Consider the following 22,976-nt stretch of genomic DNA (forward strand, 5'->3'; position numbering starts at 1 on the left):
AAGCCCGCCGAGCACCGCCCACCCCCGCCCGCTCAGTCCGTCAACCGTGCCGACCGCACCGGCTCGCCCACCGGTCGCCCCACCCGGAACACCGCCAACGGCACCGCCCCCACCAGGCCCGCCACCTCCTCGGCCGTCCGCGCGCAGTCGATCAGCTGGCTCAGCGGATGCGTCGCGTAGCCGTGCCGGGCCAACGTCAACCAACACCGGAACAACCCCCGCCCCGGCTCCAGCAGCTCGGCCGGATCCCCGGGCGCGGCCGGCGCGGTCACCACCAGCACACTCCCGTCGTAGCGCAACACCCCCCGCGAGGACGCCGCCAGCGCCCGCGCCAACCCCACCGGCCGCAACACCCGATACGCCCCCGGGCGCAACACCGCGTGCAGCGCCCGCGCCTCCACCCCGGACAACGCCAACGCCCGCCCGGTCAACCCGTCCCGCGCCGACTCCCGCCCCACCCGCAACCGCAACCACCGGCGCAACTCGCCGACCAGCGCCGGATCCCCGAACATCCACCGATCCGCCTCGTCGAGCAGCGGCGCCAGCGCCCGGGTCCCACCCCGCCACAGACCCGCCGACCCCGCGAACGCGCCCACCGCCTCCGCGAACACCGCGTCCGGCACCACCCCCGGCTCGTACGCCCCCCGCGCACTGCGCCGCCCGGTCAGCTCCGCCGCCGTGAACGGAGTGCGATAACACTCGTCCGCCCGGACGAACCGGGCCACCACCCCCCGCTCCCGCTCCGGCGCCCCCGCGTACTCCACCCGCAACGGCACACCCAGCGCCGCCGAGGCGATCGAGAACGCCTCCACGAAAGCCCCCAGCCCCAGGAACAGGTCCCGCCGCCCGGGATCACCGACCGGCAACGCCCGCGCCGGATCCCAGGACAGCACGTAGCCCAGAGCGCCACTCGGCGCCACCGTCCACGGCTGGGTGTTGTGCGCGCTCGGCGCCCGCCCGGCCAACCGGAGCAGATCCGCGAGTTCGGCGCTCATCGGGCACTCCCGACCGGCTTCGCGTAGAAGGTGTGACCATGCAGCTCCCGCCCGCCGATCCGGCGATACTGCGCCGCCGACGCCTTGTTGTCGTCCTCGACCCACGTGCTGCGCAACGTGTCGTAGCCGCCCGCCCGCAGCGCGCGATACTGCTCCCGCGCGAGCAGGGTGAGATAGCCGCGCCCCTGGGCCCCGGGCACCGTGCCCTTGATGATCAACACCGCCTCCCGGCGATACCGCCCCCGGGTCGCCAGCAGCCGCACCTGGTTGCCCAGGTGCAGATCGCCGCGGATCCGGATCAGGAACTCCGAGATGTCCGGCACCGCGAGGGTGAACGCGACCGGCTCGCCGGCCCGCTCCAGCCACAGCAACAGCGACTCGTCCAGCAGATACGCCAACCCCTCGGTCTGCGCCCGCAGTTCGTCCAGGGCGATCGGCGTGTAGTAGCCCAGCTGCGCGAAGCTCGCGTTCAACATCGTGTGCAGGATCGGCAGTTGCTCGGCCAACCGACGCCGCGACCCGCGCCGGACCACCAGTTGCTCGGCGGCGATCCGCGCGTCGTCGAACGCATACGTCGCCGCCGGATCGTCCACCCGCTGGGCCAGCCCCGGACAGATCCACGTCGACGCCGAGAACCGTCGGGCGAATCCGGCCCGTTCGTAGGTCTCGGGATATCGCGCCGGATTCCACGCCGAGTCCACGAAGCCCCGCTCGGTGAACCCCGACGTGATCACCCCGCCGGTCTGGTTCGGCAACAGCGCCACCGGCCCGAACAGGCTCTGCGCCCCCGCCCGCACGGCCCGCTCCTCGATCAGCTCCACCAGCCGGGCGAACACCGCCGGGTCCTCGGCGAACTCGGTGAGCCCGAACAGCTGATGGCGCCCACCCAACTTGGCGTCGAACCGCGCCTCGGTGTGCGTACAGGTGCGCCCCACCACCCGCCCGGCCCGATCGCGCACCAGATACAACTCGACCCCGGCCCGCGCCCACCGCCGCACCTGATCGCGCAGCACCGGCACATAGCGCTCCCTCGGGTGCAGCCGCATCGGCAACGCGCAGAAGTCGCGCAACGCGCGCCGAGACCCCACCCGCTCCACAGTGAGCGTCACGACCTCTTCGCCTTCCGGTGCACCGGCGGGCCGCTCTCCTCGCGGCCGATCGGGGTGAACTCCTCGATGTGCGCCATCTCGCGCCCCTCGGCCCGCCACTCGCCATTGCTGTACCCGTCGGGCCGCGCGTCGAAGAGCCGGATGAACCCCGCCGTGCCGTTACGATCGCCCCGATCGGTCATCCAGCACATCAGATCGCGGTGCGCGGTCGTACGGGCGAACCGCATCAGCGCCTCACGGTCGGCGAACACCGCGATGGTGCCCAGCGTGAACGGCCCCTGCAGATAGACCTTGTGCCAGCGGTAGCCCTCCATGCGCTTCATCGTGCGCACCATCCGCAACCACGGCCGGGCCAGCGAGAGCAGCGAACGCGGACCGCTGTAGTGCGTGGCCCCGATGAACATCGCCTCACCGCGCGCCTGCGGCGGCGCCGCCGAGAAATCGGTGGTCCTCATCGCTGCTCCCCTTCCACGAGATAGACGTTCTTGATCCGGGTGGTGCCGCGCAGGAACGGCCCGGTCCCGAAGTCGTGGACCAGCACCCGTACATCGGCCGCCGTCGGATCCTCCGCGAGCGACTGCGCGAAGTCCCGGCTGACCCGGGCCAGATGCCGCACCACACCCTCCCGGCACACCAGGGCGAGCTTTTCCCGATCCGCCTCGTCCAGCGAAGCCCCGTCGCGCAGTTGCAGGTTGACCACCGGACGGCTCTCCAGGTCGGCGTACTCGTCGACGGTCAGGCAGAACCCCTCCAGGTGCGCCGCCATCGGGTTGTCCCGGTAGAGCCCGTACTCGACATCCTGCGGATAGATGTTCGCGCCCATGTAGGAGATCGTGCTGTCCTTGCGGCCGAACAGCAGCAGCAGCGGCAGCCGCATGCCCTCCACCCGCGCCGCGCGCTCCCAGTCGGCCCACGCCTCCCGGTCCGGCCGGATCATCGCCTCGACCTCCGGAAAGGTCAGCAACCGGCCCTCGTCGCCGATGTTGTAGCGCACCTTCGGACTCATCACAGCGGTCGAGTTGATCGTGCAGATCACCTCGTCCTCGGCGTTGGTCTCCAGGTAGGTCTCCAGCGGGTTGTACTGGAACACCATCGGCACCCGGCCCTCGTCCGGTCCCAGCATCCGGGTGCGCAGCCGCTCGTCGGTCAGCAGCCGCTTGCGCAACCACACCGTCGCGTCGCTCTCGCCGGCCATCCCTATCGTCAGGTCGGAGGCGCCGTAGCCGGAGCGCACCTTGACGAAGCGCTCCTCCAGGTAGTCGCGCAGCGCCTCGGTCATGCCCTCGCCGCCGACGAAGCCGTACATCCGGTGCCGGGTCCAGTCGAAGCCGTCCGCGTCCAGCCGGTCGCGCAGATGCTTGAGGAACGGCGGGTACGCGGTGACCAGGTAGGTGAAGCGCGGCCCGAAGTGGCGCAGCGTGTCCACGATCTTGTCGATGTCGGGGCCGGTGTTCTTCACCATCGCCACCCGCGCCATCGCGATTCCGGTGTTCGTGCCGGTCGCCCACGCGCCCATCGAGTAGGCGTTGATCACGAACAACTTGCGCCGGGGGAAGACCATCGACGTGTAGCCGGCCACGTTGCGGTGCACCGACTTGAGTTCGCGGCGCGAGCGCAGCCAGTTGTGCGGCGTCCCGGAGGAGCCCGACGACTCGTCCACCACGGTCCCGGCCACCTCCAGGGCGCCCAGCCAACAGCGGCTGTCCTCGGGATACGCCTTGACGTAGTTCTCCTTGGACGTCTCCGGATACGACGCGAGGTCGAACCAGCGGAAGCGCCACCGGTGCCGGCGCAGGAAGTCGCGGTAGGCGGGCACGTCGAGCGCGGCGAACTGGCAGGTCATCCACGCGTGTCGACGGGCGAACCGCTGCATCCACGGCCGATAGTGGGTGGCGGTCCAGCGCCACACCACGGGATGGACCCGGTAGAGCTGATACAGCCCGGTCAGCGCGAAGCTGACCACGCGCAGCAACCACTGTCGGATGAATCTGGCCATGACCGCCCGCCCCTTTGCCCCGCCGGCCCGCCCGGCGTGTACGTCCAGACTGGGCCTCGGGGGGCGGGCGCGACATGAGTACCACTACTCATTCGGTACTCGGAAAACGCCGAACGGCCCGACCCCGCAAGGGGATCGGGCCGTTCGGGTGATTCGGGTCAGGCGGGCACGACGTCGAGGTCGAGCGCGGCCGACACCTCCTGGTGGAGGCGAACCGTGATGCGGTGCGACCCGACGGTCTTGATCGGAGTACCGATCTCGACGCGCCGCTTGTCGATGTCCGGACCGCCGGCGGCCTTGATGGCCGCCACGACGTCCGCGACGGTGACCGAGCCGAACAGGCGGCCCGTGTCGCCGGCGCGCGTCTGGAGCGTCACCTTGAGACCCGCGAGCCGGCCCTTGACCTCGGTGGCCTGGTCGAGCGTGCGGATCTCGCGAACCTTGCGGGCGCGACGGATGGCCGCCACGTCCTTCTCCCCGCCGCGGCTCCAGCGGATCGCGTAGCCGCGCGGGATGAGGTAGTTGCGGCCGTAGCCGTCCTTGACCTCGATGATGTCGCCGGGCTCACCGAGACCGGTCACCTCGTGGGTGAGGATGAGCTTCATGACAAGATCACCCTTTCTCAGCGAGCAGTGCTGGTGTACGGCAGCAGCGCCATCTCGCGGCTGTTCTTGACGGCCACGGCGACGTCACGCTGGTGCTGCGTGCAGTTACCGGTCACGCGACGAGCGCGGATCTTGCCACGGTCGGAAATGAACTTCCGCAGCAGGTTGGTGTCCTTGTAGTCCACATAGGAGATCTTCTCCTTGCAGAACACGCAGACCTTCTTCTTAGGCTTGCGCGCAGGCGCCTTCGCCATTGTGCTCTCCAGATCGTTTCAGAAGTCTTCAGCTCGGGTCGCGACCCGCCCCTTGTGCCGTCTCCGGCCTAGAAGGGGGGTTCGTCCGAGTAGCCGCCCGGCGGGGGACCCCAGCCCCCCGCGCCGCCGCCGCCCTGCTGCTGGCCGCCCCCTGCGGGAGTGGCCCACGGGTCGTCGGCGGGTGCGCCACCGCCCTGTTGGGGACGACCGCCGTAGCCGCCGCCTCCCTGCTGACCGCCGCCCTGCTGACCGCCGTAGCCGCCACCCTGCTGACCGCCGCCGTAGCCACCCTGGCCGCCGCCTCCGCGGCTCGCCTTGGTGACCTTGGCGGTCGCCCACTTCAGGGTCGGGCCGATCTCGTCGACCTCGAGCTCCACGACGGTGCGCTTCTCGCCCTCTTTGGTCTCGTAGGACCGCTGCTTCAGCCGGCCCTGGACGATGACGCCCGTGCCGCGCTGGAGGGATTCCGCCACGTTCTCGGCCAGCTGCTTCCAGGCCGAACAGCGGAGGAACAGCGCTTCGCCGTCCTTCCACTCGTTCGTCTGACGGTCGAACGTGCGCGGCGTGGACGCCACGGTGAAGTTCGCGACGGCGGCACCACTGGGCGTGAAGCGCAGTTCCGGGTCGGCAGTCAGGTTCCCGACAACAGTGATGATGGTCTCGCCTGCCATGCTGACCCCTTCGCTGATTTCAGCGCAGTGCTGCGTTTCGTCGTGCGGTGCGGTTGGTGGTGCGCGAGCTCGGACTAGCGCTGGTCGGGACGCAGGACCTTGGTCCGCAGCACCGACTCGTTGAGGTTCATCTGACGGTCGAGTTCCTTGACGGTCGCGGGCTCCGCGGCCAGGTCCACGACGGCGTAGATGCCCTCGGACTTCTTCTTGATCTCGTACGAGAGCCGACGACGGCCCCACGTGTCGATCTTCTCGACCTTGCCACCGTCGTTGCGGATGACATTGAGGAACTGCTCGAGCAGCGGCGTGACCGCGCGCTCTTCGAGGTCCGCGTCGAGGATGACCATGAGTTCGTAGCTACGCATGTGAACACCCACCTCCTGTGGACTGTGTCGGCCACGGGATCTCCGTGGCAGGAGGGCTTGCGTAATCGCCGCCACGCCAAGGCGGCCCCATGGGCGAAACGCTCAGGGGGTGCCGAGAGTGCAGCGGACGGTACAGCGTACCCGGACCGGCAGACAGTCTCGAAATCCGAGCATGACGGCGGTCGCGCCAGGGGATGGATATATGGACAAATTGGTCCGTCCCGCAGTCACTCACCGGAGGTGTGCGATGGCACATACGATCCGCCGCACAGCGTCCGCCGCGCCCGCGGCGCCCGCCGGGGCGCACCGGCCCCGGCTGACCCTCAACTCCGACGGCCGTGCCCATCCGCGCGAGAACGCGCTGGTCGCCGCCGTCGTGCTGTTCGCGCTGGTGGCCGGCGTCTGCGCGTTCTTCAAGGGCATGCACGTCCTGGGCGCGTGGACCGCGTTGGCCGGTGTGGTGACCGGCCTGGTCAGCCAGATGTTCTCGGCGACCACGGAGGAGCGGGTGGTCACCGTGCTCGCGCTCGGCGTCTCGGCCGTCGCACTGTTCATGAACATGTTCCACGGCGGCCTGTACTGACCCACCGCACCGCCCGCTCGAAGCGGCCCGCCGGACCGGGATCCGGCGGGCCGCTCACGGATTTCGGCCCCGTCGCGCACGGCCGATCCGGGCGCCCGCTTCGCCGGTGAAGGTCCGCATCGCCCCCGTACCGTCCCGCCTGCGACGCCCGACACGATCCATGGCGCCCGCAGGCGCAGTAACCTCTGTCACGGCCGAACCGATATCGAGGAGCTCTTACATGTCTTTGCGCCTGAGGACGCTCACCGCCGAGGAGCACCTGGCCTTCATCAAGGGCAGGCCCTCCGTGAGCTTTCTTCAGTGCCCCTCCTGGGGTGCGGTGAAGAGTGAGTGGCGATCCGAGAGCATCGGTTGGATCGACGAGTCGGGCGCCGTCGTGGGCGCGGCACTCGTGTTGTACCGGCAGTTGCCGAAGATAAAGCGTTACCTCGCCTACATGCCCGAGGGCCCGGTCATCGACTGGTTCGACGGCGACCTGCGGCGATGGCTGGACCCGATGCTCGCGCACCTGAAGAGCCGGGGTTCGTTCTCGGTCAAGATGGGCCCGCCCGTGGTGATCGCCCGCTGGGAGGCGGAGACGATCAAGAAGGCGATCGCGGCCAAGTCGGCGAACCGGCTGCGCGACCTGACCCCCGACTGGACCGACGAGCGCGGCACCGAGCTGGAGCGGCAGCTGCGCGGCCTGGGCTGGCAGCAGGACGCCTCGGGCGGGGCGGGCTTCGGCGACGTGCAGCCGCGCTACGTCTTCCAGGTGCCGCTGGTCCGGCGCAGCCTCGACGACGTGCACGCGGGCTTCAACCAGCTGTGGCGGCGCAACATCAAGAAGGCCACGAAGGCCGGCGTCGACGTCGTCCAGGGCGGCTACGACGACCTGCCGGTGTTCCACGAGGTCTACAAGGTCACCGCCGTGCGCGACCACTTCACCCCGCGCCCGCTGGCCTACTTCCAGGGCATGTGGAAGGCGCTCAACGCCGAGGACCCCGAGCGCATGCGGCTGTACCTGGCCAAGCACGAGGGGGAGGTGCTCGCCTCCACCACGATGGTCACCGTGGGCGACCACGTCTGGTACTCGTACGGCGCGTCCGCCAACCACAAGCGCGAGGTCCGGCCCTCGAACGCGATCCAGTGGCGGATGTTGCGGGACGCGTACGCGCTGGGCGCCTCGGCCTACGACCTGCGCGGCATCAGTGACACCCTGGACGAGAACGACCACCTCTTCGGGCTGATCCAGTTCAAGCTCGGCACCGGCGGCCAGGCCGTCGAATACCTCGGCGAGTGGGACTTCCCGCTCAACAAGATGCTGCACAAGGCACTCGACATGTACATGTCGCGCCGCTGACGCAACGCCGGCGACACCCGAGTCGCCGGCCGCCCGTGATCACCGCGACGCGGCCCACGTCGCGTGCTCCGCCTTCGCCCCGCGTCCCCCAAGGCACGCCCCACACCCGGAAGGCCCCGAAACGCCCATGTCGCTCACGCTCTACGTCGATGCCGCCCGGTGGCGCAAGCACCAGGACGAGGTCCGCGACACGTTCCCCGGCCTGGTGCCGGTGATGAAGGGCAACGGGTACGGGTTCACCAATCCGAGGCTGGCCGAGGAGGCCACCCGGATGTGCGTGGACACCGTGGCCGTGGGCACCACCTACGAGGCCGCGCTGGTCAAGGACTACTTCGACGGCAAGGTCCTGGTGCTCACGCCGTATCTGCGCGGCGAGGAGGCGGTGCCGCTGCCGGATCGCACCATCCGCACGGTCTCCTCCGTGCAGGCCGCGCGGGACCTGGTGGGCTGCCGGATCGTGGTCGCGTGCATGACGACGATGAAGCGCGACGGGGTCACCGAGGAGGAGTTGGTCAAGCTCCGCACCGGGATGGACGACGTCCGCCTCGAGGGCTTCTCGCTGCACCTGCCGCTGGACCACCCGGACGGCTACGACCCGGTCGTCGAGGTGGTGGGCTGGGTGGAGCGGCTGCGCGCGGCGCGCCTGCCGGTGCGGACGATGTACGTCAGCCACCTGACCGCGGCCGAGTTGGGGGTGCTGCGCGAGCGGTACCCGGACACCGAGTTCCGGCCGCGGATCGGCACCGACCTGTGGCTGGGCGACCACGACGCGCTGGCCAGTCGGGGCACGGTGCTCGACGTGGTGCGGATCGCGCGCGGCGAGCGGTTCGGCTACCGCCAGCGCAAGGCGCCGAGCGACGGGCACCTGGTCGTGGTCAGCGGCGGCACCGCGCAGGGGGTCGGCCTGGAGGCGCCCAAGACGGTGCGCGGGGTGATGCCGAGGGCCAAGGGCGTCGCGCGCGCCGGGCTGGCCACCGTCAACCGCTCGTTGTCCCCGTTCACCTGGGCGGGCAAGCAGCGCTGGTTCGCCGAGCCGCCGCACATGCAGGTCAGCCTGCTGTTCCTGGCCAACGACGTGGCCCCGCCCAAGCCCGGCGACGAGCTGGAGGCGGCACTGCGGCACACCACGACGCACTTCGACCGGATCGCGATCCGCTGACCCGGCGGGCCCGAAGGACCCGACGAAGCCGAACGGCCTCGGGGCGGCGATCCCACCGCCGCCCCGAGGCCGTTCGCCGTCCCGCCGTCGCTCAGTGGCTCGCCCGCGCCGGGATCGCGCCGGGCACGAACACGTCGGGCGCCCGGTCCAGCACACCGCCCGAGGGGTCGTCACTGCCGTCCGCGCGCACCGGGTCGCGCTCCGGGCGCAGGATGTCGCGCACCACCACCAGGCAGATGTACGCGGTGCCGAGCAGGTGCAGCAGGATCGCCACGTGGTACGCGTTCTGCGACAGGCCCTTGCCGGAGAACGAGGCGATGTACATCCACACGCCCAGGAAGTACGTCACCTCGCAGGCCTGCCAGATCAGGAAGTCGCGCCAGCGCGGTCGGGCCAACACCACCAGCGGGATCAGCCACAACACGTACTGCGGCGAGTAGACCTTGTTGGTCAGGATGAACGCGGCCACGATCAGGAACGCCACCTGGGCGAAGCGCGGCCGGCGCGGCGCGAACATCACCAGCGCGGCGATCGCGAGGCAACACAGCACCAGGCTCAGCGTGACGTAGGTGTTCAGGCCCTCCAGGGTCTTGCCGTCGCGCTGCTGGATGATCAGCCAGATCGATCCGTAGTCGGCGGGTCGGTCCTGGCTGAACGTGTAGAACAACTTCCAGCCGTCCCGGATGTACCAGTCGTGCCGGTTGTACCAATGCCCGTCGTACACCAGCATCACCGGCAGGTTGACCACCAGCCAGGACACCACCGCCGCGGCGGCCGTCTTGGCGAACGCGACCAGCCGTCCCGAGCGCAGACACAGCAGGAACAGCGGCGCGAGCAGCAGCACGGGATACAGCTTCGCCGCGGTCGCCAGGCCGATCAGCACGCCGGCGACCACCACGTTGCGCCGCGCCCACGACCACATGGCCACCGCGGTCAGCGCGACCGCGACCAGGTCCCAGTTGATCAACCCGTTGAGCGCCAGCGCCGGCGCGCACGCCACCATCGCGGCGTCCCAGGGCCGGCGCCCCGACGTGCCCTTGACCGCGATCACGGTGACCACCGCGCAGGCCATCATGATCAACGCGTTGATCATCACGAACCACAGTTGTTCGTCCCGTAGATCGCCGTCGGTGAGGTCCCCGGCGGCCCGGGCCAGGGTGCCGGCGAAGGCCATCACCCCGCCGGTGATCACCGGATACTCCAGGAACTTCATGTCCTTGTCGCCGGTCTCCTGGAAGTACGGGATCTTCCCGTCCGCGAGACCACGATTGACGTACAGGTGCGGCATGTCGCTGTAGCAGGCGTGCGAGTACTGCGTGCTGCCGGCGAACCAGCCGCCGTCGTAGCAGGGCTTCTTCTGCACGATCCCGAGCGCGAAGCAGGCCACCGCGAGCAGGACGAGCACCCGCACGGGGCTCCACCAGCGGTTGCCCACGAATCGGATCCGGCGCCCGGCCGGCCCGCCGACGACCTCGCTGCCCGCCCGGACCACCGGATCGTCGAGGCTCGGCAGGACGGGTTCGGTCGATGTCGGCGTCATGGCGCCCATCCTCTCGCGCTCCACGAGGAGGCTGCCCTCGCCGGCCGGATAACGACAACGCGTGCCCCACCGCCGGTGCGATGGGGCACGCGTAAGGCTAGGCCCTGGCCGGAAGCGTCGCCGAGTTCTCGGCGTCCGGCACGTCGGCCGGGTCGGTCAGCCGCCGCCCCGGCCGCCGATGATGAAGCCGTTGGCGCCACCCCGAGGGCCGCCCGGACCGCCGCCGGGGCCGCCGGGTTCGGTGTTCGTCGGTTTGCCGGTGTTCGTCGGCTTGCCGGTGTTCCCGCCCCCTCCGGGATCACCACTGCTGCCGTGCGAGCCGCCTCCGGGCGCGGTCGTCGTCGCCGGCGGCGTGGTCGGCGGTGCGCTGGTCGTCGGCGGCGGGGTGGTGGGCGCCTTGGTGGTCGGCGGCGCGGTCGTGGGCGGGATGGTCACCCGGTCCCGGTCCTCGAACTTCTCGCCCGGCACCGCGAAGTCGGCGTTGGGCATCCCCTGCATCGCGCCCTTCATGTACGCGGTCCACACCAGCGTGGGGATGTCACCACCGTGCACGGAGTCGCGACCGCCCAATCCCTTGAGGGACAGGCGGGCGTGGGTGTTCGGGTCCTCCCGGAACAGCGCCACCGAGGTGGCCAGGTTCGGCGTGTATCCCACGAACCACGCGGAGTTGTTGCCGTCGGTGGTACCGGTCTTGCCGGCCACGGGCCGACCCAGCGCCTTGGCCGCGCGGCCGGTGCCGTCGTTGAGCGGCGGGTTGTCCACGACCCGCTGCATGACCTGGTTGACGGTGTCCGCGACATTCTTGTCGAACAGCTGCTTCGGCTCGTGCTTGGGCAGTTCGACCTTCGAGCCGTCGTGGGTGACGTCCTTGACGAAGTACGGATCGGCGTGCAGACCGCGTGCCGCGAACGTGGCGTAGGCCTCGGCCATGTCCAGCGCACTCGGCGGCGCGACACCGAGCGCCATCGTCGGCGTCGGATCGAACGAGCCGAGATCCGGCGGCAGTCCGGCATCGATGGCGGCCTTCTTCACGTTCTCCGGCCCGACGTCGGCGGCGAGTTGGAGGAAGACGGTGTTCACCGACTTCTCCATGGCTCTGGTGATCGGGATGGGCCCGTAGTCCACGTCCCCCTCGTTCGGGGCCAGGTACTCCTTGTTGGTCTTGTCGTCCTTGAAGACCTGCCCGTTGCGCAACTTGATCGGAATCTTGCTGTCACCGTTGTACGTGCTGTCCGGACCGATGGGTTTCCCGTCGGCTCCGCCGTTGCGCAGTGCCGCCGCGAGCACGAACAGCTTGAACGTCGAACCCGCCTGGATGTCGCGCCGAACCGCGTCGTTGTACTCCTGCTGGACGAAGTCCGGACCGCCGTACAGCGCGACCACCGCTCCGTCGCCGGGGACCACCGAGGCCAGGCCGGTGCGAATGTAGCGGTCCGCCTCGTTCTTGTCCGGCTTGAGCTCGGAGGTCAGCTGTTCCTTCACCGCCGCGACCGCCGCGTCCTGCTTGGGCTTTTCGAACGTGGTGACGATCTTGTAGCCGCCCCGGGCCAGATTCGCCTCGGGAATCACGTTGTTGGCCTTGAGGTACTGGTCGGTCACCTTCATCAGGTAACCGGCCTGACCGGCCTTGTTCGCGGCGGGCTTGGGCTTGATCGGCATCGGGAACTGGAGCGTCTCGCGCTCGGCCTTGGTCAGCCAGCCCTCCTTGACCATGCCGTCCAGCGCGTACGCCCAGCGGCCCTTGACCTTGTCCAGCTGGCCCGGGAACTCGATCACGTCGTAGATGCCCGGCGCGTTGAGCAGGGTGGCCAGGTAGGCGCCCTCGGCCACGTTCAGGTCGCCGACGTTCTTGCCGTAGTAGGCCTGCGCGGCGGCCTGGATGCCGTACGCGTTGCGGCCGTAGAAGGCGGTGTTGAGGTAGCCGACGAGGATGTCGTCCTTGCGCATCTGCCGGTCGACCTTCAGCGCGATGAAGATCTCGCTGAACTTGCGCTTGAAGGTGCGCTCCTGGGTCAGGTACGTGTTCTTGACGTACTGCTGGGTGATCGTCGAACCACCCTGCGTGTCACCGCCCTTGACCATGGTGACCCCGGCGCGGAGCAGACCCTTGGGGGAGACGCCGGAGTCGCTGTAGAACGACCGGTTCTCCGCCGCGATCACGGCCTTCTGCACGTGCTTGGGGATCTGGTCCACCGTCACGTTCTGCCGGTTGACCTGCCCGGTGCGCCCGATCTCGGTGACGCCGTCGGCGTAGTAGTAGATGTTCGACTGGTATGTCGTGTTCGCGTTCGGGTCGGGCACCTTGACCATCGCGTACGCCAGGGCCGCGAGCCCCATCAGCGACGCGAAGAAGAACAGGATCATCGCCAGGATCTGCTTGATGGACGGCAACCAGCGACGAACGCCGGTCTTGCCGTACCTGGGGTAGTCGATGAACCGCTTCCTCCGGGGCGGACCGGCCTCGGATCGGGATCGGCCGCCGGCCGCCCCGCCGTTGGCGGCCCGCCGGCCCCCGGCGCGGGCGGCCGCTCGGGCCTCCACGCGCGAAAGCGGGCGTTCCTCGTCGCCCTCTCCGGGCCCGTCGGGCAACGACGAGCCGCCGGGTGGCGTTCCGCCGCCCCCGGACCCTCCCGCGCCCCCCGAATGCGAGCCACCGCGCCCCTCGGGACGCGGCTGCGGTGATCTACGGCGATGTTCACTCATGCGTTCGCTACTCCTCGGCCGTACGACGCGGAGGTCGGACGCACGGGTCGTGGCTCTCCGCTCCCCAGGACGCAAGCCCATGGGAAGCGGTTCCGCAGGAAGCGGGGCTTGAGGTACCACACGGCGGAACAGACTACGCGGATCCGCTTTCGCGACCTCACTGTGACCTGCCTGTGACCCGAGTCACCGGCGGCCGCCTTGCCACCACACGGCAAGGAGACCTATCGTCTCGATGTATCGGTTCGATACATCGGGCCGGTACATCGAGCCGGGGGCGCAGCAGCCCCGGCCGGACGAAGGTCGGCTGTGACCGTATCCCACGGTCGTGTCCGTGCCCATGTCCGGCCCGGTCCGCAGTGGATGGAGGAAGGCGATGAGCAGGCGCGGTGGCGTCCTCGAATTCGCGATCCTCGGTCTGCTGCACGACTCCCCCATGCACGGCTACGAGTTGCGCAAGCGGCTCAACACCGTGCTCGGTTCGTTTCGTGCCATCGCCTACGGCACCCTCTATCCGTGCCTGAAGTCCCTGCTGGAACGGGGTCTGCTCGCGGAGGAGATTCCGGAGGTGACGGCACTCGCCGGCAGCAAGCGGTCCCGGATCGTCTACCAGCTGACGGCACAGGGCAAGGAGCACTTCCAAGAACTGCTGTCCGAGTCCGGGCCCTCGGCCTGGGAGGACGAGAACTTCGGCGTGCACTTCGCCTTCTTCGGTCGAACCGACCACGAGGTGCGCATGCGTATCCTCGAGGGTCGGCGCAGCCGGCTCGAGGAGCGCCTCGACCGGGTGCGCGGGTCGCTGACCCGGACACGGGAGAAGCTCGACGGTTACACCCTCGAGTTGCAGCGACACGGCTTGGAGTCGGTCGAGCGCGAAGTGCGCTGGCTGAACGAGCTCATCACCGCCGAGCGGCACGCCGGAGCGACTCCGGACGCCCCCGGCCCCGAAACCCCGGTCGACCCGTCGAAGGACGCCGACCGGCTTCGGACCCCCACCCAGGACGTGGCCTCGGACCCGTCCGCATCCAACAACTGAGGTCGCCGGTTCGTGGCGACTTCGTCGAGATCACAGGGAGCAACCGGAATGGGTTCGGTTCGCGTAGCCATCGTCGGCGTGGGCAACTGCGCCGCTTCGCTGGTGCAGGGCGTCGAGTACTACAAGGACGCCGACCCGAACAGCCGCGTCCCCGGCCTGATGCACGTGCAGTTCGGCGAGTATCACGTGCGTGACGTCGAGTTCGTGGCCGCTTTCGATGTGGACGCCAAGAAGGTCGGCTTCGACCTGTCCGACGCCATCGGTGCCAGCGAGAACAACACGATCAAGATCTGCGACGTGCCGCCGTCGGGCGTCACCGTGCAGCGTGGGCACACCCTGGACGGTCTCGGCAAGTACTACCGCGAGACCATCGAGGAGTCGACCGACGCCCCCGTCGACGTGGTCAAGGTCCTCAAGGACCAGGCCGTCGACGTCCTCGTCTGCTACCTCCCGGTGGGCTCCGAGGACGCGGCGAAGTTCTACGCCCAGTGCGCCATCGACGCCAAGGTCGCGTTCGTCAACGCCCTCCCGGTCTTCATCGCCGGCACCAAGGAGTGGGCGGACAAGTTCACCGAGGCGGGCGTGCCGATCGTCGGCGACGACATCAAGTCGCAGGTGGGCGCCACGATCACGCACCGCGTGATGGCGAAGCTCTTCGAGGACCGCGGTGTCCTGCTCGAGCGCACCATGCAGCTGAACGTCGGCGGCAACATGGACTTCAAGAACATGTTGGAGCGCGAGCGCCTGGAGTCGAAGAAGATCTCCAAGACGCAGTCGGTCACCTCGCAGGTGGACCGCGACCTCGGTTCGGACAACGTGCACATCGGCCCGTCGGACTTCGTCGCGTGGCTCGACGACCGCAAGTGGGCGTACGTGCGCCTCGAGGGTCGCGCCTTCGGCGACGTGCCGCTGAACCTGGAGTACAAGCTCGAGGTCTGGGACTCGCCGAACTCGGCCGGTGTCATCATCGACGCCGTGCGCGCCGCGAAGATCGCCAAGGACCGCGGCATCGGTGGCCCGATCCTGTCGGCGTCCTCCTACTTCATGAAGTCGCCGCCGGTGCAGTACTTCGACGACGAGGCCCGCAACGCCGTCGAGTCCTTCATCAAGGGCGACATCGAGCGCTGACCCGCTCCGCTCGGCCCGCATCCCCGCGGTGCGTTTCGAGTGACCCAGGGCCCGGCTCCCCTCCAGGAGCCGGGCCTTCGGCGTACCCGCGCGCGGCGGTGCCCGTTTCGGGTGCGACGCCCGCCGCCGGCTACGGTGGGCGCCGTGGCCCTCATCCGTGATCTGCGCTCGTTGTTGAAGCTGCGCGACTTCCGTCGGCTCTTCGCCACCCGGCTGACCTCGCAGCTGTCCGACGGCGCCTTCCAGGTCGCGATCGCGGGGCAGGCGTTCTTCTCGCCGGAGAAGCAGACCTCGGCCGCGGCGATCGCGACCGCGTTCGCCGTGCTGCTGCTGCCGTATTCGCTGGTGGGGCCGTTCACCGGGGTGCTGCTCGACCGGTGGCGGCGGCGGCAGGTCCTGGTGCGGTGCAATCTGCTGCGCGCGGTGCTGGTGGCGGTGACGGCCGCGCTGGTGCTGATGGGGGTGCCCGATCCGGTCTTCTACACGGCGGCCCTGGTGGTGCTGTCGGTGAACCGGTTCGTGCTCGCCGGGTTGTCCGCGTCGCTGCCGCGTGTGGTGCCGGCCGAGCGGCTGGTGACGGCGAACTCGGTGTCGCCCACGGCCGGCACGGTGGCGGCGGCGGTCGGCGGCGGGGCCGCGGTGCTCGTGCACGCGCTCCTGGCCGAGGGTTCGGGGGCCACCGCGCTGGTGATCGTGGTGTCCGGCCTGCTGTACCTGGGCTCGGCGGCGGTCGCCGCGACGATGCCGAGCGATCTGCTCGGGCCCGATCCCGACCGGGTGTTGCCGGATGTGCGCGAGGCGCTGCGCTCGGTGGCCCGGGGGCTGCGCGAGGGGGCGGTGCACGTGTGGCGGCGCCGGGCGCCCGCGCACGCGTTGGCCGCGATCACCGCGATGCGGTTCTGCTACGGCGTGCTGACCGTGATGACGGTGCTGCTGTGCCGCAACACGTTCAACGATCCGAGCAACACCGACGGCGGTCTGGCGACCTTCGGGATCACGGTGAGCGTGTCCGCGCTCGGCTTCTTCGTGGCGGCCGTGATCACGCCGGGGGTCACCGCGCGGATCGGTGTCCCGACCTGGATCGGCGTGTGCGCGCTGGCCGGGGCGGTGTGCCAGGCGGCGCTCGGGCTGCCGTTCCTGTTCGCGCCGATGGTGGTGGGCGCCTTCCTGCTCGGGGTGACCTCGCAGGGCGCCAAGATCGGGGTGGACACGATCGTGCAGACCACCGTCGACGACGCGTACCGGGGTCGGGTGTTCTCCGTCTACGACGTGCTCTTCAACGTCGCGTTCGTCGGCGCCGCCGCGGTCGCCGCGCTCGGGCTGCCCGACGACGGTCGGTCCCCGGCGGTGCTGCTCGGGGTCGCCGGGGTGTACACGCTGACCGGAGTCCTGTACGGCCTGGCGTCGCGCCGACACCCTCCGGTGATCATCGAGGGCTCACCGGCGGGCGACGACCGGCCGTGATGTCCCTTTCATGAATAGGTGAGGCATTTAATCCGCCGCACATCTCCAAGAAATTACCCGTGGGTAGTGCAATGACGAGGCCGAGGTTCTAATCTGCACATCCAGCGATTTTCGGCACCTCTGGAGATACTCCGTGTCCAACGACGCCGGTCCGGGTGAAAACAATCCTTTGCCGTACAGACCGGCATGGACCGAGAGCACTCCGCCGCACGGGCACGAGTTCGCCGCCCGCGAACCGGCCGCCCCGCACGTCCCGGTGGTTCACCGGCCGCGGGTCGACGGGCGCGCGAGCCGGCGGGCGGCCGAACGCCCGCGGCGTGGCCGCGCGGTGCTGATCGCGACCCTGGCCGTGCTGCTGATCGGCGGCGGGACGGCCGCCGGAGGCTGGTGGTACGTGCACAAGGACGACGGCGACGGGGTCCGCATCCACGAGGGCGACTGCCTGCGGGACAAGACGAGCATCGACGCGGACCCGGTCCCGTGCGAGGACCCGCAGGCCCGCTTCATCGTGATCGAACGGGTCCAGGGCACGACGGACACCGACGTCTGCGATTCGCTGCCGGGCGATCCGATCGCGCTGGTCTCGGATCCCGCGCAGGACCGCTTCGTACTGTGTCTCGGGGCACGAAAATAATCCGCGTCACCTGTGAATAGCGCTTTATGCCCGTTATTCCGCTCACACTCGACCGGTGTAAGGGGAATCCCCGCTGCGCGTGTCCGGCCGGACCCCTAGTGTTCCGGACTGTCTCACCAGTCCCCTGCAACGGAGATCGCCCCCATGTCCAATCCCTTCCCGCCCGGCCCCAACGGCCCGCAGCAGCCGAACCAGGGCTGGAACCAGCAGCCCGGTCAGCAGCCGCCGCCGCAGGGCGGGTGGCAGCAGCAGCCGGGCCAGCCGCAGCAGGGTTGGGGGCAGCAGCCCGGTCAGCCGGGCGGATACCCGCCCGCCGGTCAGCCGGGCTTCTACGGCGGCCCGCCGCCGCCCCCGCCGCGCAAGAGCAAGCTCAAGAAGATCCTGATCCCGATCGCGGTCCTGGTCGTCCTGGCCATCGTCGGCCTGGTCGCGAAGAACTACAAGAAGGACGACGCCACCACCGCGAAGGCCGGCGACTGCCTCGCCCACATCGAAGGCGGCATCGGCAAGTCCAAGATGCCGAAGATCGCCAAGTGCGACTCGCCGGACGCCAAGTGGAAGGTCGTCAGGAAGATCGACGGCTCCTCGAACTCCGACAAGTGCAAGGACCTGCCGGAGAGCTCGGGCGCCTTCGCGACCTTCTACTGGACCGGTTCCAAGAAGGGCGTGGTCTGCATGGCCTTCACCTCGAAGACCACTCTCGCCGACGTCAAGGCGCTCGACCCGATCGGCACGATGCAGGTCACCGAGGACGACTTCCAGGCGAAGAAGAAGGAACTCGAGGAAAAGGGCGCCAAGTTCGAGTAGGCGCCCCGCACCCGTACGACACCGAAGCCCGCCGGTCGTCCCACCGGCGGGCTTCGTGCGTGCTCAGGCCCGGGCGTTCGCCGTCCACCACTCGCGCAGCGCGGCGACGGCCGTCTCGTGGTCCATCGGGCCATGCTCGAGGCGCAGCTCCAGCATGTGCCGGTAGGCCTTGCCCACCAGCGGGCCCGGCGGCACCTCCAGAAGCTTCATGATCTCGTTGCCGTCCAGGTCCGGCCGGATCGAGTCCAGCTCCTCCTGCTCGGCGAGCTGCGCGATCCGCTGCTCCAGCGAGTCGTAGGCCCGGGCCAGCGTGGCCGCCTTGCGCTTGTTGCGGGTGGTGCAGTCCGAGCGGGTCAGCTTGTGCAGCCGATCGAGCAGCGGACCCGCGTCGCGCACATAGCGGCGCACCGCCGAGTCGGTCCACTCGCCCGTGCCGTAGCCGTGGAAGCGCAGGTGCAGCTCGACCAGGCGGGTGATGTCGTCGGTGACGTCCTTCGGATACTTCAACGCCTTGAGCCGCTTGCGGGACATGTGCGCGCCGACCATCTCGTGATGGTGGAAGGAGACCCGGCCGTCCGCCTCGAAGCGCCGGGTGCGCGGCTTGCCGATGTCGTGCAGCAGCGCGGCCAGGCGCAGCACCAGGTCCGGCTCGCCCGGCGGCTCCAGCGCCATCGCCTGTTCGAGCACGATCAGCGTGTGCTCGTACACGTCCTTGTGCCGGTGGTGCTCGTCCACCTCCAGGCGCAACGTCGGCAGCTCGGGCAGCACGTGCTCGGCCAGGCCGGTGGTGACCAGCAGCTCCAGGCCCTTGCGCGGGTGATCGGACACGATCAGCTTGTTCAGCTCGTCGCGGACCCGCTCGGCGGAGACGATCTCGATCCGCTCGGCCATGTCCGACATCGCCGCGACCACCTCGGGCGCGACCTCGAAGTCGAGCTGCGCGGCGAAGCGCGCGGCCCGCATCATCCGCAGCGGATCGTCGCCGAAGGACGCCTCGGGCGTGCCCGGGGTGCGCAACACGCGCGCGGCCAGGTCGGCCAGCCCGCCGTGCGGGTCCACGAACGTGATCCCCGGCAGCGCCACCGCCATCGCGTTGACCGTGAAGTCGCGCCGGACCAAGTCGTCCTCGATCGAGTCGCCGTAGGAGACCTCCGGCTTGCGCGAGGTGCGGTCGTACGCCTCGGAGCGGTAGGTGGTGATCTCGATCTGGTAGTCGGGCGAACCGGCGAGCCTCTTGCGGCAGCCGACCGTGCCGAACGCGATGCCCACGTCCCACACCGCGTCCGCCCAGGGGCGCACGATCGCCAGCACCTGTTCGGGGCGCGCGTCGGTGGTGAAGTCGAGGTCGTTGCCCAACCGGCCCAGCAGGGCGTCCCGCACCGAGCCGCCGACCAGGGCGAGCGTGTGCCCGGCCGCTTCGAAGCGGCGGGCGAGGTCGTCGGCGACGGGGGCGACGCGCAACAGTTCGGTGACGGCGCGGCGCTGGACGGCGCTCAGCTCGCCGCCGGCCGGCGGGTCGTCCGGGAGGGGTGTGTTCTTGGCGTTCGGCACGGGAGACAAGGTTACGGGTCGACGCCGCGGCTCTCGCGCGGTTTATGCCGGGGCCGCCCTCGCACGCGGTCGGCGTGCCGGCGTGATCATGGCGTGATGGCGTGGCGCGTGTCGCACTAAGCTTGGCGGATGCCTTCCGAGACCACGCCGCCGCGCCGTCGGCTGCAGGTGGTCGAGGAGACCTCGGCGGGTGGTCTGGTGATCGATCGGCTCACGTTGCGCGCGGCGTTGATCGCCCGCCGGGATCGACGCGGCCGGCTGTTGTGGTCGCTGCCCAAGGGGCACATCGAGGACGGTGAGAGCGTGGTGGACGCCGCGCTGCGCGAGGTCGAGGAGGAGACCGGCATCGTGGGTCGGGTGCTGGCTCCGCTCGGCGTGATCGACTATTGGTTCACCGCGCCGGACCGGCGGGTGCACAAGACCGTCCACCACTACCTCATGGAGGCGGCGGGCGGGGATCTGTCGGACGACGACATCGAGGTCGAAGCGGTGGCTTGGGTTCCGCTCGGCGCGCTCTCCGCGCGCCTCGCCTACCCCGACGAACGACGGTTGGCGATACTCGCCCCGGAGCTGTTGGCGGACAGCGCGTGAGCGATCGCCGGATCCGCTCCGAGGCCGGGATGCCGCCGCGACGCGGTCGAGTGGCCGGTGTGCTGCTTTTGGCCCTGCTGCTCGCCGTCACACTGCTCGGCGCGCTGCCACCGACGGTCGTGCGCGCCGCCGACGGCGACGGCGTCCGAATCCTGATCACCAAGATGACCCCGATCGCCAAGCCCGGCAGCACCATCACCGTCGAGGGCCAGGTGCTGAACAGCGGCTCCAAGCCGCTCGACACGGTGGAGCTGGCGGTGCGGATGCGCACCTCGGAACCGCTCTTCCGCAGCGGCATCTCCTCGCCCGAGGAGGGCCAGTCGAACGGCTCCCTGGTGCGTGAGGTCAAGCCGGTGACCGTGCAGGTGCCGGCCTCGGGGCCGGGCCGGCCGTGGTCGTTCAACATTCGCGCCGACGCGCTCAACCTGGGCGAGGCCGGCGCGTACCCGCTCGCGATCGAGGCGCGGGTCGGCGGCCGGGTCGTCGGCTCCACCCGCACCTTCCTGCCGTGGGTCGGCAAGAACGGTCTGAAGAACGTACCGAAACTGCGGGTCGGCATGGTCTGGCCGCTGGTCGATCGACCGCACCGCGACGGCACCACTCTCGGCGACGAGGGCCAGACGACGGTCTTCCGCGACGACGACCTGGCCGCGCTGTTCGCCCCGGGCGGGCGGTTGTACGAACTGGCGGCGATCGGCGGCGGGATGAAGGTCGACTGGGCGATCGACCCCGAACTGCTCGACTCGGCCGCCGAGATGGCCGGCGGCTACCGGGTCGCGCCGCCCGGCAGCCTGGAGCCGGGCAAGCCGAAGAAGACCAAGGACGGCAAGCCGCCGGCCGAGGAGGACACGGCCAAGGCGACGCCGAACCAGATCTCGAACACCCTGGCGGGCGGCGGCGGTCAGACCGCCGCCGGATGGCTGGACCGGCTCAAGGGCGCCATCGGCCCCCAGCCCGTGATCGGCCTCCCGTACGGCGACACCGACATCGCCGCCGTGGCGCACGCGCTCGACGCCGACAAGACGGACCTGCGCCCGCTGTTGACCGAGGCCCAGATCCGATCCGCCGAGGTCTTCCAGCGCACCCTGGGCAGGCCCGCGCGGGCCGACGTCGCCTGGCCCGCCTCCGGCGCGCTGGACCCGTCGATCGTCTCCCTGGCGGGCAACAGCGGCGCCGGCACGGTGATCACCGCCGGCGCGAGTCTGCCGCCGGCCAAGGACCTCAACGTCACACCGCTGGCCACCGCGTCCCTGCCGGGCGCCGACAAGGGCACCGCGCTGGTCACCGACCCGGACATCGACACGCTGCTGGCCGCAGACACCAGGGCGCCGGGCCAGGCGGTGCTGACCACCCAGCAGTTGCTCGCAGAGTTCTTGACCATCGTGTTGCAGGAGCCCACGCTCAAGCCCACCCGCAGCGTGCTGATCGCCCCGCCGCGGCTGATGGACACCGCGCTGGCGGGCGTGCTGCGCGACGTGATGGCCGCGTCGGCCGACTGGACGCAACCCACCGGACTGACCGAGTTGGCCGCCGAGCCCGGTCCACTGCCCGCCCGCAAGTCGGCCGCCTACCCCAAGGGCGTGCGCGCCTCCGAGCCGAGCGCGCAATACCTGGCGGAGACCGACAACCTGGCCCGGTCGATGCAGACCTTCGCCTCGATCCTGACCCGGCCCGAGCGGGTGACCGGCCCGTTCGACCCCGCGCTCCTGCGCATGTTGGCCACCTCGTGGCGCGGCGACACGCAGGGAGCGGATCGTTACCGGTTGGGCGTGACCCGGGGACTGCGCGAGCTGGAATCGCTCGTCTACATCATCCGCAGAACCGGGGTGACGCTGTCCGGCGACGAAGGCAACATCCCGGTGACCGTGGTGAACAACCTCCAGCAGCCGATCAACGTGCGGGTGGCGGTCACCTCGCACCAGCCCAACCGGCTCAAGCTGGGCGACCCCGCCACCGTGACGGTGCCCGACGGCCGCCGGCTCGAGGTGCCGATCTCGGCGAAATCGGCCGCGAACGGCAAGGTCATGGTCGACGTGGCGCTGCTCACCCCGGATGGGCGGGCGGTGAATTCGGCGCAGTCGTTCTTCGTGAACACCACCACGATCGACGCGCTGACCCGCTGGATCATCGGTGGCCTCGCGTTCCTGCTCGCGGTGTTCTCGCTCCGCGCGTTCCTGCGCAAGCGCCGGGAGGCGGCCCTTGCCGGGGACACGCACGGCGAGGATGGTGAGGACGAGGTCGATCCGCCGGCGGAGTCCGATCCCCCGGACGACGCCGACGGGGACCGGATCCGGCCGATATCGGGGTGGTCGCCACCCCGTCCGACGCACCCGCACGCCGGCGGGAACAGACCGCCCGATCCGGGCGACCCGCACGGACACACACCGTTGGGATCCACGACCGACCGCCCCGAATGAGAAAGTGGGCACCGGACACTCAACCTGACCGA

At 69.9% G+C, this 22,976-nt stretch carries 21 protein-coding genes; 10 read left to right on the forward strand and 11 right to left on the reverse strand.

Annotated elements, in window-relative coordinates:
- Positions 1-32 precede the first annotated feature (32 nt).
- The 8 genes from ACFRCG_RS11330 to rpsF form a co-directional block, all read right to left on the reverse strand.
- Positions 33-995, reverse strand: a complete 963-nt coding sequence (locus ACFRCG_RS11330) for a hypothetical protein (protein WP_380030582.1) — start codon at positions 993-995, stop codon at positions 33-35.
- Positions 992-2,104, reverse strand: a complete 1,113-nt coding sequence (locus tag ACFRCG_RS11335) for a hypothetical protein (RefSeq protein WP_380030583.1) — start codon at positions 2,102-2,104, stop codon at positions 992-994. Before ACFRCG_RS11335 ends, ACFRCG_RS11330 begins: the two co-directional genes overlap by 4 nt.
- Positions 2,101-2,559 (reverse strand): DUF4188 domain-containing protein, encoded by a 459-nt coding sequence (locus tag ACFRCG_RS11340; RefSeq protein ID WP_380030584.1) that lies wholly within the window; start codon positions 2,557-2,559, stop codon positions 2,101-2,103. Before ACFRCG_RS11340 ends, ACFRCG_RS11335 begins: the two co-directional genes overlap by 4 nt.
- Positions 2,556-4,100, reverse strand: a complete 1,545-nt coding sequence (locus ACFRCG_RS11345; RefSeq protein WP_380030585.1) for a phenylacetate--CoA ligase family protein — start codon at positions 4,098-4,100, stop codon at positions 2,556-2,558. Before ACFRCG_RS11345 ends, ACFRCG_RS11340 begins: the two co-directional genes overlap by 4 nt.
- Before the next feature lie 158 nt (positions 4,101-4,258).
- Positions 4,259-4,705 carry a 50S ribosomal protein L9 gene (gene rplI, locus ACFRCG_RS11350; protein ID WP_078976286.1) on the reverse strand — a complete coding sequence of 149 codons (447 nt, stop codon included), beginning with the start codon at positions 4,703-4,705 and terminating at the stop codon, positions 4,259-4,261.
- Positions 4,706-4,722: 17 nt separating this feature from the next.
- Entirely contained in the window at positions 4,723-4,959 is a 237-nt protein-coding gene (gene rpsR / locus ACFRCG_RS11355; RefSeq protein ID WP_020557174.1) for a 30S ribosomal protein S18, read from the reverse strand.
- Between the two features lie 68 nt (positions 4,960-5,027).
- A complete protein-coding gene (locus tag ACFRCG_RS11360; protein WP_078976287.1) occupies positions 5,028-5,630 on the reverse strand; it encodes a single-stranded DNA-binding protein in 603 nt (200 codons plus the stop codon).
- A gap of 74 nt (positions 5,631-5,704) precedes the next feature.
- Positions 5,705-5,995 (reverse strand): 30S ribosomal protein S6, encoded by a 291-nt coding sequence (gene rpsF, locus ACFRCG_RS11365; protein ID WP_020557172.1) that lies wholly within the window; start codon positions 5,993-5,995, stop codon positions 5,705-5,707.
- 247 nt (positions 5,996-6,242) lie between these two features.
- Between rpsF and ACFRCG_RS11370 the strand changes: the two genes are divergently transcribed.
- From ACFRCG_RS11370 to ACFRCG_RS11380, 3 genes are all read left to right on the forward strand, one after another.
- Positions 6,243-6,578 (forward strand): hypothetical protein, encoded by a 336-nt coding sequence (locus tag ACFRCG_RS11370; RefSeq protein ID WP_380030586.1) that lies wholly within the window; start codon positions 6,243-6,245, stop codon positions 6,576-6,578.
- Positions 6,579-6,798: 220 nt separating this feature from the next.
- Entirely contained in the window at positions 6,799-7,917 is a 1,119-nt protein-coding gene (locus tag ACFRCG_RS11375; protein ID WP_380030587.1) for a lipid II:glycine glycyltransferase FemX, read from the forward strand.
- A gap of 127 nt (positions 7,918-8,044) precedes the next feature.
- Positions 8,045-9,076 carry an alanine racemase gene (locus tag ACFRCG_RS11380; RefSeq protein ID WP_380030588.1) on the forward strand — a complete coding sequence of 344 codons (1,032 nt, stop codon included), beginning with the start codon at positions 8,045-8,047 and terminating at the stop codon, positions 9,074-9,076.
- A 91-nt stretch (positions 9,077-9,167) separates the two neighbouring features.
- Here the strand turns inward: ACFRCG_RS11380 and ACFRCG_RS11385 are convergent, their stop codons facing one another.
- Complete coding sequence (locus ACFRCG_RS11385) at positions 9,168-10,625, reverse strand: glycosyltransferase family 87 protein (protein ID WP_380030589.1); 1,458 nt, start codon at positions 10,623-10,625, stop codon at positions 9,168-9,170.
- Positions 10,626-10,772: 147 nt separating this feature from the next.
- The gene (locus ACFRCG_RS11390) at positions 10,773-13,157 is read right to left on the reverse strand and encodes a transglycosylase domain-containing protein (RefSeq protein ID WP_380030590.1); all 2,385 of its coding nucleotides are present in this window, start codon (positions 13,155-13,157) and stop codon (positions 10,773-10,775) included.
- 535 nt (positions 13,158-13,692) lie between these two features.
- On the opposite strand from ACFRCG_RS11390, the gene ACFRCG_RS11395 reads away from it, so the two are divergent.
- The 5 genes from ACFRCG_RS11395 to ACFRCG_RS11415 all read left to right on the forward strand — a co-directional run bounded on the left by ACFRCG_RS11395 (position 13,693) and on the right by ACFRCG_RS11415 (position 18,385).
- Positions 13,693-14,352 (forward strand): PadR family transcriptional regulator, encoded by a 660-nt coding sequence (locus tag ACFRCG_RS11395; RefSeq protein WP_380003328.1) that lies wholly within the window; start codon positions 13,693-13,695, stop codon positions 14,350-14,352.
- Positions 14,353-14,400: 48 nt separating this feature from the next.
- Positions 14,401-15,480, forward strand: a complete 1,080-nt coding sequence (locus ACFRCG_RS11400; protein WP_380003326.1) for an inositol-3-phosphate synthase — start codon at positions 14,401-14,403, stop codon at positions 15,478-15,480.
- A gap of 144 nt (positions 15,481-15,624) precedes the next feature.
- Complete coding sequence (locus ACFRCG_RS11405; protein WP_380030592.1) at positions 15,625-16,944, forward strand: MFS transporter; 1,320 nt, start codon at positions 15,625-15,627, stop codon at positions 16,942-16,944.
- A 169-nt stretch (positions 16,945-17,113) separates the two neighbouring features.
- Entirely contained in the window at positions 17,114-17,578 is a 465-nt protein-coding gene (locus tag ACFRCG_RS11410) for a hypothetical protein (RefSeq protein ID WP_380030593.1), read from the forward strand.
- Positions 17,579-17,722: 144 nt separating this feature from the next.
- The gene (locus ACFRCG_RS11415) at positions 17,723-18,385 is read left to right on the forward strand and encodes a hypothetical protein (protein ID WP_380030594.1); all 663 of its coding nucleotides are present in this window, start codon (positions 17,723-17,725) and stop codon (positions 18,383-18,385) included.
- A gap of 63 nt (positions 18,386-18,448) precedes the next feature.
- Here the strand turns inward: ACFRCG_RS11415 and ACFRCG_RS11420 are convergent, their stop codons facing one another.
- Positions 18,449-19,936 (reverse strand): CCA tRNA nucleotidyltransferase, encoded by a 1,488-nt coding sequence (locus ACFRCG_RS11420; RefSeq protein WP_380030595.1) that lies wholly within the window; start codon positions 19,934-19,936, stop codon positions 18,449-18,451.
- Between the two features lie 129 nt (positions 19,937-20,065).
- On the opposite strand from ACFRCG_RS11420, the gene ACFRCG_RS11425 reads away from it, so the two are divergent.
- Positions 20,066-20,527, forward strand: a complete 462-nt coding sequence (locus ACFRCG_RS11425; RefSeq protein WP_380030596.1) for an NUDIX hydrolase — start codon at positions 20,066-20,068, stop codon at positions 20,525-20,527.
- On the forward strand, positions 20,524-22,944 hold the full coding sequence (locus ACFRCG_RS11430; RefSeq protein WP_380030597.1) for a DUF6049 family protein: 2,421 nt from the start codon (positions 20,524-20,526) through the stop codon (positions 22,942-22,944). Before ACFRCG_RS11425 ends, ACFRCG_RS11430 begins: the two co-directional genes overlap by 4 nt.
- Positions 22,945-22,976: the final 32 nt, after the last annotated feature.

Source organism: Embleya sp. NPDC056575 (genome assembly GCF_042793325.1).
Classification (GTDB): Bacteria; Actinomycetota; Actinomycetes; order Streptomycetales; family Streptomycetaceae; genus Embleya.